The sequence below is a fragment of the Ruficoccus sp. ZRK36 genome, assembly GCF_019603315.1.
Lineage (GTDB): Bacteria > Verrucomicrobiota > Verrucomicrobiia > Opitutales > Cerasicoccaceae > Ruficoccus.
On sequence record NZ_CP080649.1, the window covers coordinates 2384265 to 2396212 of the forward strand.

At 60.9% G+C, this 11948-nt stretch carries 10 protein-coding genes and 1 tRNA gene; 5 read left to right on the top strand and 6 right to left on the bottom strand.

Going from position 1 to position 11948, the window contains the following annotated elements:
• Positions 1 to 22: 22 nt before the first annotated feature.
• From mfd to K0V07_RS10530, 5 genes are all read right to left on the bottom strand, one after another.
• Complete coding sequence (gene mfd / locus K0V07_RS10510; RefSeq protein ID WP_220621344.1) at positions 23 to 3400, bottom strand: transcription-repair coupling factor; 3378 nt, start codon at positions 3398 to 3400, stop codon at positions 23 to 25.
• A complete protein-coding gene (locus K0V07_RS10515) occupies positions 3397 to 5406 on the bottom strand; it encodes a polysaccharide deacetylase family protein (RefSeq protein WP_220621345.1) in 2010 nt (669 codons plus the stop codon). Before K0V07_RS10515 ends, mfd begins: the two co-directional genes overlap by 4 nt.
• 159 nt (positions 5407 to 5565) lie before the next feature.
• Positions 5566 to 6255, bottom strand: coding sequence for a ribonuclease III (rnc, locus tag K0V07_RS10520; protein ID WP_220621346.1), 690 nt, complete (start codon positions 6253 to 6255; stop codon positions 5566 to 5568).
• Positions 6256 to 6278: 23 nt separating this feature from the next.
• Positions 6279 to 6938, bottom strand: a complete 660-nt coding sequence (locus K0V07_RS10525) for a hypothetical protein (protein WP_220621347.1) — start codon at positions 6936 to 6938, stop codon at positions 6279 to 6281.
• Between the two features lie 6 nt (positions 6939 to 6944).
• Positions 6945 to 7724 carry a ParA family protein gene (locus K0V07_RS10530; protein ID WP_220621348.1) on the bottom strand — a complete coding sequence of 260 codons (780 nt, stop codon included), beginning with the start codon at positions 7722 to 7724 and terminating at the stop codon, positions 6945 to 6947.
• A 134-nt stretch (positions 7725 to 7858) separates the two neighbouring features.
• On the opposite strand from K0V07_RS10530, the gene K0V07_RS10535 reads away from it, so the two are divergent.
• The 5 genes from K0V07_RS10535 (at position 7859) to K0V07_RS10555 (ending at position 11086) form a co-directional block, all read left to right on the top strand.
• Positions 7859 to 7933 (top strand) — tRNA-Cys (locus K0V07_RS10535).
• Positions 7934 to 8079: 146 nt separating this feature from the next.
• The gene (locus K0V07_RS10540) at positions 8080 to 8592 is read left to right on the top strand and encodes a hypothetical protein (RefSeq protein ID WP_220621349.1); all 513 of its coding nucleotides are present in this window, start codon (positions 8080 to 8082) and stop codon (positions 8590 to 8592) included.
• Positions 8589 to 9635, top strand: a complete 1047-nt coding sequence (locus K0V07_RS10545) for a M23 family metallopeptidase (protein WP_220621350.1) — start codon at positions 8589 to 8591, stop codon at positions 9633 to 9635. The genes K0V07_RS10540 and K0V07_RS10545 overlap by 4 nt, the downstream gene beginning before the upstream one ends.
• 88 nt (positions 9636 to 9723) lie before the next feature.
• A complete protein-coding gene (locus K0V07_RS10550; protein ID WP_220621351.1) occupies positions 9724 to 10305 on the top strand; it encodes a crossover junction endodeoxyribonuclease RuvC in 582 nt (193 codons plus the stop codon).
• Positions 10306 to 10498: 193 nt separating this feature from the next.
• Entirely contained in the window at positions 10499 to 11086 is a 588-nt protein-coding gene (locus K0V07_RS10555) for a hypothetical protein (protein WP_220621352.1), read from the top strand.
• A 236-nt stretch (positions 11087 to 11322) separates the two neighbouring features.
• On the opposite strand, the gene K0V07_RS10560 is transcribed toward K0V07_RS10555, so the two are convergent.
• A complete protein-coding gene (locus K0V07_RS10560; RefSeq protein WP_220621353.1) occupies positions 11323 to 11937 on the bottom strand; it encodes a YceI family protein in 615 nt (204 codons plus the stop codon).
• Positions 11938 to 11948 lie beyond the last annotated feature (11 nt).

Genomic DNA, 11948 nt, shown 5'->3' on the forward strand with positions numbered 1-11948 from the left:
AAAAAAATCAGGCCGGACAGGCTCAGGCCGGTGTCCGGTTTTGGGTGGTTTTTAGAAAAGTCTGAATTTCGTTCAACTTAGCTAGCGGTTTTTTCGCGGTCAAGCGGGGAAACCGGTTACCGATCTGTAGATAAGACCCCTCACGGGCGTTGGCCAGACGGCATTTTAGGCGGTTTCCTTCTGTTTCGACGAGGCTGATGCCATTTCGTTCAGCCAGAGCGCGAATTTCCGTCATTTTTATGAGGCACTTGACGGCTTCGGGCCATGGGCCGAAGCGGTCCTTCATCTCGGCGGCGGCCTCGGTGATCTGCTCCAGGTTTGAGGCGAGGGCCAGACGGCGGTAAAAATCGATGCGCAGACGGGCTTCACCGATATAGGCGACGGGGATGAAGGCCTCGACGGTTTCGCCGCGTTTGTCGGAGAGCTCATCGGCCTTGAGGGCGTGGAAGCGGTCGGGAGTCTCCTGCAGGGGCTCCTCGCCCTCGCGGTACTCACCCACCAGCACGAAGTCCAGCCGGACGTTGGCGCGGATGAGGGCCGCGGTGCTGTCTCCCTTGAGGCGGGCCACGCTCTGGCGCAGCAGCTGGCAGTACAGGTCGAAGCCCACTCCGGCGATGTGGCCGCTCTGTTGGGCTCCGAGGATATTACCGGCGCCGCGTAGCTCCAGGTCGCGCATGGCGATGCGGAATCCGGCCCCGAGCTGGTTAAACTGCCGGATCGCTCCGAGGCGCTTGCGGGCCACGTCGAGCAGGCGGGTGTGGCGGTGCAGCAGCAGGTAGGCGAAGGCCTGGCGGTTGAAGCGTCCGACGCGCCCACGCAGCTGATAAAGCTGGGACAGCCCAAAGCGGTCCGCGCCCTCGATGATGATGGTGTTGCAGTTGGGGATATCGAGGCCGGACTCGATGATTGTCGTGCAGACCAGCACGTCGAACTCCCCGGCCACGAAGCGCGTCATGATCTCCTCCAGCTCGCCGGGCTCCATCTGCCCATGGCCGACGGCGACGCGCAGGTCGGGCACCATCTCCTGTAGGCGCAGGGAGACAGCCTCGATGGTCTGGACACGGTTGTGCAGGTAAAAGACCTGGCCACCGCGCTTGATCTCGAACTCGACCGCTTCCTTGATCAGCTTGGGCTCGTAGGCCTTGACGATGGTCTGGATGGGCAGGCGGTCGCGCGGGGGCGTCTCGATCACGCTCATCTCGCGGGCGCCGACCAGCGCAAAGTAAAGGGTGCGCGGGATGGGGGTGGCGCTCATGCTGAGCACGTCGATGTCGTGCCGCATGATCTTGAGCTTTTCCTTCTGGCGCACGCCGAAGCGGTGCTCCTCGTCGATGATGAGCAGCCCCAGATCGCGGAATTTAACGGCCTTGCCGATGAGGCTGTGGGTGCCGACCACGATGTCGATGTCACCCTGCTTGAGCTGGCGGCGCACCTCGGTCTGCTGCCGGGCGGTGCGGAATCCGCTGAGCATCTCCACCGTGATCGGGTAGTCGGCGAAGCGCTCCTTAAAGTTGTTAAACATCTGCTGGCACAGGACCGTGGTCGGGAGCATGACGGCGACCTGCTTGCCGTCGAGGACGGCCTTCATGGCGGCGCGCAGGGCGACCTCGGTCTTCCCGAAGCCGACGTCGCCGCAGATGAGGCGGTCCATCGGCTGAGGCTTTTCCATGTCGGCCTTGGTCTGGTCGATGGCGGTGAGCTGGTCCGGTGTCTCGCGGAAGGGGAAGGCATCCTCAAAGGAGTGCTGCCAGGGCTGGTCGGAAGAAAAGGCGTAGCCGGGGCGTGCGTTTCGCTCGGCCTGGAGGGAGAGAAGCTGGGCGGCGAGGTCGAGGGTGGCGCGCTCGGCGGCGCGGCGGGTTTTGTCCCAGGCGTTACTGCCAAGACGGCCGAGCTTGGGGGCGCGCTTGCTCAGGCCGACGTAGCGGCTGAGCAGGTGGCTCTCGTGCAGGCGTACGTGCAGGGTGATGCCCTCGTCGAACTCCAGCGAGATGACCTCCTCCTGCTTCTTGCCGGTGTCGAGACGCTGGAGGCCGCGAAAGATGCAGACGCCGTGCTGGAGGTGGACGAGGTAGTCGCCGTTGGCGAGCTCGGAAAAGTCGAGCATCTGGTCCACCTGCTGGCGCTCGGGGAGCTTACGGCGGCGCCGGCTGACGTAGAGCCGCTGGCGGCCTGCGACCTCGGACTCGGTGGCGTAGACGACCTTTTGCGCCCCGTCGTCGAGTCGGAAGCCCTCGGGCAGGTTACCGCGCAGGAAGTCTGCCTTGAGCGTTTTGGCGCCGGGGATCTCGCCAAGAATTTCGCGCAGGCGCGTCTCCTCGCCCTCGGTGCGGCAGACGAAGTGGAGCTGGTGCCCGTCAGCCTGCCAGGTGGCGAGCTGCTTCAGGAATTTCTCGCGGGACTCGTTCCCGGCGGCGACGCGGACGATCCCGAGCTTGTCGGTGTCGGCAAAGGTGCGGTAGTTCTCCAGTGACTCCGTGACCACGGTGCGGCTCTGTGTCTGCTCCGGGAAGAGGCGCTGCGCGCTCTCGACATCGGTCAGGCCGACCCAGTGGTCGGGCTTGTCGGTGCGGCGATTGATCACCGTCTGGAAGTTCCGCGCAGGGGCGGCGATGTTTTCCGGGATCTGGAAAAGGTCGGTAAAGGACGACTCGAGCTTGTCGGGCTGGCGAAGGACCCAGCGGACATTGTCCGGGAGATAGTCTAGGACAGTGGCCTTGCGCTTGCCCTCCAGCCCGGCTTGGGCGGAGGCGATTATGAGCTGATCGACAGTGTCCTCGGAACGCTGCGTGGTCGGATCGTAGGTGCGGATGGACTCGATTTCGTCGCCGAAGAAGTCGATGCGCAGCGGGGCTGAGGCGTTTAGCGGGTAAACATCGATCAGGCCGCCGCGGACGGCGTACTGCCCGGGGGTTTCGCAGACCGCCTCGGCGTCGTAGCCGAGCTCGGTGGCGAGTCGCTCGGAGAGGGCGGTGAGGGAGGTACGCTGGCCGGGCTTGAGCTTAAGCTGGCCCCGGCTCATGGTCTTGGGGTCGGGGCAGGACTGAAGCAGGCTGGCCGGTGTCCCTGCAAGGACGACCGGTGAGAGGGCATTTGCCTCCCGCAGGGCGGTGAGGGCGGCGATGGTGTCGCAGCGCAGCTCGAAGGCGCGCGGATCGTCGTCCTCCAGGCTGCCCAGATCGGGCAGGCGCTCGATACGGGGGAGCGGGCGGCCACTCCACCCGGCAAAGAGCTCCAGAGCGTCCGTCCAGGATTCGAGGGACTTCCAGTCGTGAGCCAGCAGAACGGTAGCCGGAGCTGGCTCCTCGCAGAGGAGCTCCTCGGTCAGGGCGGGTACGGCGGCATCGGCCGCGCCGGTAATCAGCAGGGAATGAAAAGACTCAGGCAGACATACCGGCTTCATTCAGCGATGGGCGCGGGCAGCCAGGTCACGGGCTTGTCACCAGCGGTAAGCACGAGCAGTTGTGGTGTTTCCCGGTAGGAGGGGTTCTTACCCTCGGTATCAAAAACGAGCAGCACACGGTGGTCACCCTCGTCGAGAGAGGGGGTCTCGCCGTTCGTCAGCTCGACCGGTTTGCCGTCCACGGCGGCGTAGGCGAGCAGTCTGCTGGTTTGGACCTTAAGGGGGGCCTTGCTGTCCAGATAGATGTCGGCCACGGCGGCGATATAGGCGGGCTCGTTTTTCACGGGGTCGGCGGCCTTGCGCCAGTCTTCGCCCTTGACCAGCGTGACGAAGCGGTCGCGGATCACAATCTGGTGCTGGTCATCGCTGAGGGGGTGCCACTTACCCAGGGGGCTGTCGTTGAGGGGGGTGAGCGGGGCGTCCAGCTCGCTGAGGGGGATCAACTTCTCGAAATCAAAATCAGCCTTCACAATGGGGCCGACTGCGGCGACGCCATCGCGGGAGCCCGGGGCGCTGGTGGTGTCGGGCGCATCGAGGTAGACCGCGTAGAGGCGGCCAGCTTTATCGCCCTGGATGAAGTCGATCTGCGCGGCGGCAAAGACCGGGCCGTCGCGGTCGGCGGGCTCGCTGCTGAGCTGGAGGGCCGGGAAGTCGAACTGGGTGGATTTACCGTCGGCAAGGGCCGGGAGGCTAACCTCGCGCAGGCCGTCCTTGTAGAGGCGGGGCAGGCGCAGGGTGACGCTGATGTCGCTCAGGGGCTGGGTGCCAGCATTGTCGAGCGAGAGGGACCAGCCCTCGGTGGCCGTACGCTCCAGCGTAGCCGTGAGGCCGGGGAATTTACTCTGGGTGTGGCCTTCCTTGGCGAAGCCGGGGCCGTTGGAGGACCAGTCGATCTGGCTGGGCACGGGCTGGGAGGCCGGGAAGGGGAGATTGACGAGCCAGGTGTCGGCGTCTGAGCCGGGCTGGACATCCAGCACCTGACCGTCGAGCTGGACCTTTTCGGGCTTGGGGCCTTTCAGGCGCAGGGTCAAGGGGATGGGATCTCCGGCAAAGGCGGCAGTGGGGCGCGTGATCTCAAACTGGTCCTTGTGGCCGGGGACGGGCGTGATCTGAGTCTGCGAAGCCTGGAGCATGTAGGAGGCGAGCTGGGTCTGGTCGCAGTACCAGAAGTCATCGCGCCCGGTGTATTGGCTCAGAACTTCCTTGAACTTGACCAGCTCCTCGGCGGGCTGCCAGGCGTGGACGCCTACGTTGATCGCGTGCGACTTTTTGCGGTAGGGCTCGGGGTTGGAGAGGATTTTGTCCATCTGCTTGTGGAACTTGTCCGCCTCGATCTTGCGGTCGCCGGGTCGCACCTGATTCGCGGTGGAGGCATAGCCCTCGGGCATTTCGGCATTGTTGAGGACAAAGCCCTCGTAGACGTTTTGGTGGTAGCCGCTGCGGATCCAGGCCTCGGTGATGCGGTCGATGGCGAGCGGATCGTCGCGATCCTGATAGCGCCCGTAGGGGAAGGCGAAGGAGGTCAGCGGGCGGTCCACATCGCTCTCACGCTCAATGCGGTTGAAGAGGATTTCGTAGAAAAGGGCGTTGGCGTTGAGGGTAGGCAGGAAGTAGTGCGTGACGGTGTGCCCGGCGACGCTGCAGCCCTCGGTGTTCAGCTGCTGCGCGAACTCGGCTTGCCCCTTACGGCCCCAGGAGCCGTTGAGGTAAAAACTGCCCTGCATGCCAATCTCGGCCATGGCCTTGTGCATGTTGAGGGAGTTGGCGTTGTTGTCGTCCCAGCGAGCGGTAAAGGCCCACTCTTTGTCCTCGTAGACTGGGGCTATCTCGACCTTGACGGGGGAGCCGGTTATGACGAGCTGCTCCTCAAAGACCGGGATGCCCAGCTTGTTGACGGGTGTCGGCGCGGGCGCATCAGCAGCTCTAGCGGCGATGGGCAGCCCGAGGGCAGCGGTGGACAGACTGAGGCAAAAGAGCCGACGAACTGAGTCGCGGGAGGTAAACATGGGAGTAACGGTTTAAGTATGGTTGGCGCCGTCGGAGGCAAAACCTGCATTTATATATCAAGTGCTGCCGATGGCAAGCATCCAGCCAAGCCCTTCTCAAATCCTCCGGAAAGCGGATTCAAGACATGTCTTTTATAAAATAGAGCGTCTTGGGCGCGCTTAGCGCTGGGCGAATGCCTCAAGGGCTTCGCGGGCGGCGTTTTCCTCGGCGTCCTTTTTCGAGCGGCCCTGGCCCATGCCGCAGACCTTACCGCCCACGCGCAGCTCCATGATAAAGGTGAGGGCATGGTCGGGCCCCTCGCTGTGGACGAGGTCGTACTCGATCGTGGTGTCGGGGCTGTTACCCTGGATAAGCTCCTGCAGGCGACCCTTGGGGTTGTCCTCGCGGAGCAGCCTCTCGGTGCGGGCGCGGATGTCGCCGTACCAGGGGAGGACCGTGCGCCGGGCGGTCTGGAAATCACTGTCGAGATAGACCGCCGCCACCACGGCCTCCAGGGCGTCCTCCAGGCTGGAGTTGCGCTCTCGGCCACCGGCCTTTTCCTCCTGCTCGCTCAGGCGGAGGACTTCGCTCAGATGCAGGTCGCGGGCGATGTCGGCCAGGTGCTGACCCTTGGCCAGGGCGGAGCGGGCCCTCGCGAGGTGCCCCTCGCGTTCACCGGGGAAAAGTTTAAACAATTGCTCGGCCAGAATGAGCGCCAGCACCGAGTCCCCGAGGAACTCCATGCGCTGGTTATGCCAGCTGGTGCCGTCGGCCAGCAGCGAGGGATGCGTCAACGCACGCTCCAGCAGCGAGGTATCCCGAAAGGCGTACCCGATGCGTTCCTGAAAGGCGTGGAGATCGTCGGACATGAATAGGTGATACGGTGCAGGGATTACAGAAGCAAAATCACGATAGATACGGCAAGCACAACTGACACGCCTACCCAGGCGATTTTCAGAATAAGACTTATCGAGGAATTTAGCAGATAGTATGTGAACATATAAAATCCACACAGTATCCATGTTACTCCTAGGATGATGTCAACGGGGTGGTGTTTTTTCCAGTATTCTTCTCCTCCCATGATCCAGCTGCCGATAATTGCCGTGAGGGTGAGAAAAATAAACGTCAAGCAAGATATGGAGTTCAGCAGTGACCAGAAACCCTGAGGAGGACTGTCGGATGGGCGGGCTTCACAGAGGAGTCGATCATCATCTTCATGGTGGTATTCGTCTGCCTCATCATACTCGTTGTTCTCTTCTATGAGTACCCTGGGGCTTCGTAAAAGCTTGTTGATCAATAGGGCAAGTATGCCAGTGCCAATTCCAACCAATAGGAAAGGAGGTTTCCACCGCCAATCCGGTCGGATAAAATGGTACATGGATACGAGAAAAATGAAGCCGAATGCAGCCAGCCAGAGCTTTGCCATGCCTTTAAGGCCGTATCGTTTCCCGTTACGATCCCGGGCCAAAGAAAACACAAGAAACACGAGCCCCATCGGGACGAGCGTAATCAGTGCAAAAAGCAAGTAGCTGCTATAGTTGTCTTCATCCATTCAACCTTACTTCAGGTCGAAGCGTTTGATGAACTCCTTGGCGAACTTCTTGTAGGCGTGGGAGCCGGCGCCGAGGCGCTCGTACTCGAAGATCGACTGGCCAAAGCTGGGGGCCTCGGAGAGGCGGACGGTGCGCGGGATGCAGGTGTCGAAGACCAGGTCGCCGAGGTGCTCCTTGACCTCCTGTACGACCTGGCGCGAGAGGTTGGTGCGCTTATCGTACATGGTCATGACGACGCCACCGACGGCGAGGCCGGGGTTGACGCCCGCGCTGGTGAGCTGCTCGACCACGTTCATGATCTGGCCGAGACCCTCCATGGCGAGGTACTCGCACTGGAGCGCGACCAGTAGGTAGTCGGCAGCGGCGAGGCCGTTCATGGAGATCATGCCCAGGGCGGGCGGGCAGTCCAGGATGATGGCCCGGTACTTGCCGGACTCACGCAGAGGCTTTAAAACATCGCGCAGGCGGATGAGGTAGTCCTCCTGCTGGCCCAGCTCGATCTCGATGGCGGCGAGGTCCACCTCGGAGCCGATGAGAAAGAGGTTCTTCTGGCGGGTCTCGATAACGCGCTCCTCGGCCGCGCCGTCTCCGTGCAGGGCACCGTAGAGGCTGGAGCCGGGGGTCTTCTCAAAGCCCAGGGCGCTGGTGGCATTGGCCTGCGGGTCGAGGTCGATGAGGAGGGTGGGGACTTTACGCTCGGCCAGGGCCCAGCCGAGGTTGATGGCGGTGGTGGTCTTGCCGACGCCGCCTTTTTGGTTGGCGATAGAAAATACGGTGCAGCTCATAGTGAGGAGGGGCGGTTAGGATTTCGCCCAGACTCTTGCCTAAACGGCCCCCTTGGCAAACATTTTGCTGCTTTGAGTGAAAAACCGCTTGAAAGGTGCGCCGCTTTGCGCAGACTAACCGGTTTTTCGCACGGGGTGCGGTAGCCAAGTGGTAAGGCCGGAGTCTGCAAAACTCCTATACGGCGGTTCGATTCCGCCCCGCACCTCCAATTTTTCCCCCCAGCCGGTTGTGAGGCTGGATGTCTGCGCGGAATCGCGCGCTACGCGGCAATATTGTACCGGAGCCGGGTACATCCGTTCGAACGGTGGGGCAGAATCGCCTTGCCTGTAGGCGCAGGCGTGCAAGCATGGGGCTATGTCTATTCGCCTAGTCCGCTTTCTTCTGTGTCGGATCTTACTGCTCACGCCCGTTTTCTTTTTGGGGGCCTGTGACGAGAACCTCACGGACCTCCCCAGCTTTTATCTGGAGATGGGCAACTCCTACAACACTCTCGACCATGGTCGGGAGCTTTCTCTGGACAAAAGCGGGCTGAACTACTTCGTCTTCTCCAAGCCGATCGTTCCCTCCTGGAGCGTGCTCAACGTCGAGCTGGTCCGGGTGCAAAACGGGAAGCTGGCCATGCGCTTTTACTTTGATGATGAAGGGCAGCGTGAGCTGTACCGTACCTCCGTCACGAACAAGGGACGCATGATTATCACGGTTGTGGACGGTAAGGCCATCGGTGCGCGCCAGATCGACGGCCCGATGGAGGGTGGAGTGTTCTATACCTTTACGGAATTGTCCGACGATGAGTTGATGAAGCTCGTCGCCAGCATGCAGGAAAGCCTGCTTGAAATGAACCGCCTGAAAAAGAGCAACGGTATATGATCCATCCCCTGCGGCTCATTGGCGCGCTTGTTGCCTGTGCATGCGCGCTCTCTGTCTCTTCCATCTGTGCGGCCCAGTCTCAGCCAGTCGCGCCGATCCCGGCATACTGGCCGACACCCGACGGCAGCTATTTTCAGACGGGGGATATCATGCCCCTGCTTCAGCCGACGGCCTCCGGGCGGCCTGAAAGCGGCCTCTATGGCTGCGTGCGCAACGGGGGCACCCGTTTCCACGAGGGCGTGGACCTGAAGCCCATCGGCAAGGACCGCAACGGCAATGCGACGGACCCGATCTACGCGGTGATGGCCGGACGCGTGGCGTATGTGAACCGTGTCGCGGGTAACAGCAGCTACGGGCGCTACGTGGTGATCGAGCATATGGACCTCGATGTGGCTGTCTACACCCTGTATGCCCACATGGCGGATGTAGACTCGGACATCCAGCCCGGTATCCGTGTCGAGGCTGGCCAACGGCTCGGCCGCATGGGGCACTCCGCAGGCGGTTACTCCATCCCTCGCAGCCGCTCGCACCTGCACTTCGAGATCGGGCTGCGCGACTCGAATCGCTTTCAGGACTTTTACAAGTACAAGCGCTATGGCGGTAAAAACCACCACGGCAACTACAACGGGATGAACCTGACCGGGATGAGCCCGCTGATCTTTTTTGAGCAGGCGCGGACCGGGCAGTTGAACAGTATGCAGGGGCTGGTGCAGGCGCAGCCTGTGGCCTTCACGCTGCAGATTTCCACCCGTGATGCCCCGGACTTTATCGCGCGCTATCCGGCGCTGCTGACCCGCCCGATCCCTGCGCAGGGACTGACGGGCTGGGAGGTGGACTTCACCGCCGAGGGCATGCCGATTCGCTGGACGCCCCTGACAGCAGAGGACATCGGGACGCGCCGCGATGGCGATATCTCGCTGGTCAACTACAACGAGGAGCTCTTAAAGGACAACTGCCGTAAGACGATCGTGATTAAAAACGGCCAGCCCACTCTCGGCTCCGGGCTCAAGGACAAGCTCCAGCTCATCTTTGGGTTCCGTTGATCGGTGGGATGCTTGTTCGATACGCGTCCGTGCTTTTCTGTTTTGCCACTTGCGGAGTGGAAGGGTAGAACCCGCTACAATCCCAACCATGGCGCGTAAATCCAGTCGTAACCTGTGGACGGCCAAGCTGTCCGGTAAACCCGTTCCGGGTGCCAAAGCTCTGGCGACGCCTGCATCTGGGGTACGTGTGGCCTTTGAGGGGCTGGTGTTGGGGATCGACCCGAGCCTGCGCGGTAGCGGGCTGGCGCTGGTGGAGTTCCGGCGGGGAAAGACGCCGCGCCTGCTGGCCAGCGAGACCGTCCGCAATCGCCCGAAGCTGACCTTTCCGGAGTGCTTGGGGAAAATCGCGGAGCGGGTCAGTGTGATGCTTCAGCGGGAGCCCGCCTGTGTGGCCCTGGAACAGACGATCTATGTGCAGAATTTTCAGACCGCGCAGATCCTCGGAGCTGCCCGTGGAGCGGCCATCGCTCAGGCGGCCATGCGGGGTGTACCGGTTTATGAATACGCGCCGCTACGGATCAAGCAGGCTGTGGTCGGCGCGGGGCGTGCCAGTAAGGAGCAGGTCGCCAGTATGATGAAGGCGCATCTTGGCCTCTTGACCGAGCTGCCCTTCGATGAGTCCGACGCTGCGGCTGCCGCCTGCTGCCACGCCTGGACCTGGCGGGGGTAGGGCACATGTCTCGTAGGTGGCCCCTTCTGAAGCACGAGCGATTAGCGTGCATTAGCGCAGTATTGCCGTGCGGATCTTTATATTAGAATGCTTAAATGTGTGCATTACGACTTCTAAGGGGTTGTCGTGGTAGCCATCGCAAATTATTTATACCTGCGTATGGGGTTAAACAATTAATAAAAAGGGTAATTATATGTCATTTCTATTGAGAAAACTATTCCTGGCCGCTGTTCTAAGTGTCGCTGCTACGGCACTTGCTCATGCGGAGCTCACCTACTCGGTGGATAGCGTGAACAAGCTTATCACCTTCACGGGGACAGCGACTGGCACTCCTGAGTTTGGTTTGATTTACGATGAAGTTTCATGGTCGATTGATACCATAGTTGGTGGCGAATCCACTGGTGGTCAGGCAAATCTGAGTTCACCTGCTATCAGTAGTTCAAATAGTTCAATCTCTGATGGACCTTATCTGGATTGCATCTCAGGTGTAGATTCGGGGGCTTACATATTGCTTACGCTGAGCCTTGATTCGGATACCGAAACTACGCTGACCGCTGGTGGCTTGAGCTTTTACTACGGTGGTACCGGCAGCTCGAGTGTCGCCTATATAGATTCGCTCACCACTTCCGAGATACCCTTCGAAATCGAAGTCGGCACTGGTTTTGGTAGCATTACATACGCGACTGTGCCGGAGCCAGTCCACTATAGTGCTGCGGTCATGGTTGGGATGCTCGCGTTTTGCCTGAGCCGCCGAGTGTATAAAAAACGCACGGCCCGCTGAGCTGACTCAGCCTGATTCTCTATTTACTTCAAACGTCGCTGGCATCACGTCAGCGGCGTTTTTTTATATGAGAAAGTGGGCATCGCTCCACGTGTGGAATGCGACGGGCGACTCCGTTTGTTTTGTGAAGGGCAGTGTCTGCAATCGCACTGAAATGGGATGCTATGCTCGCAAAAAAAGCCCGGGCGGATGGCCCGGGCTTGAGAAAGGGGAGCGGCGTGTGGGCCGCTTAAGATTTACTTGGTGGGGTTCGGTCCGGGGGTGTCCACGATCTTGTGGTGGCCCTGGATGCTCAGCTCGATGGAGACATCGTCACCGACGACAGGAGCGCCAGCGTCAAGGCCCCACTCGGAGCGCTTGATCTCGGTGGTGGCTTCCCAGCCGTTGATGAGCAGACCCTGGTAGGGGCCGACGCCTTCCTGCTGGCCGAGGTACTTGACCTTGAGAACGACAGGCTTAGTCACGCCGAGCATGGTGAGGTCGCCGGTGACATCATAGGTGTCAGCGCCGGTCTGCACCCACTTGGTGCTCTTAAAGGTGATGGTGCCGTATTTCGCTGTGTCGAAATACTCATCCTGCATCAGGTGGTTGTTGCGCTTGGCATTACCGGTATCGATGCTCTTGACCTCGATCGTGGCGTTGACCGTGCTCTTGGTCATGTCACTTTCATTGACGGTGATTTCACCGTTGAAGTCACCGAACTTGCCGGGCACCTGGTTAAGGAAGTGGCGGACCTTAAAGCCGACCTCGGAGTGAACCGGATCGATCGTGAAGATCGTTTGAGCGGCCTGAGCCGGCAGCCATGCCACCGCGCCAAGTGCCAATACAGTGAGGAGTTTGATATGTCTCATGCTGATAGGTT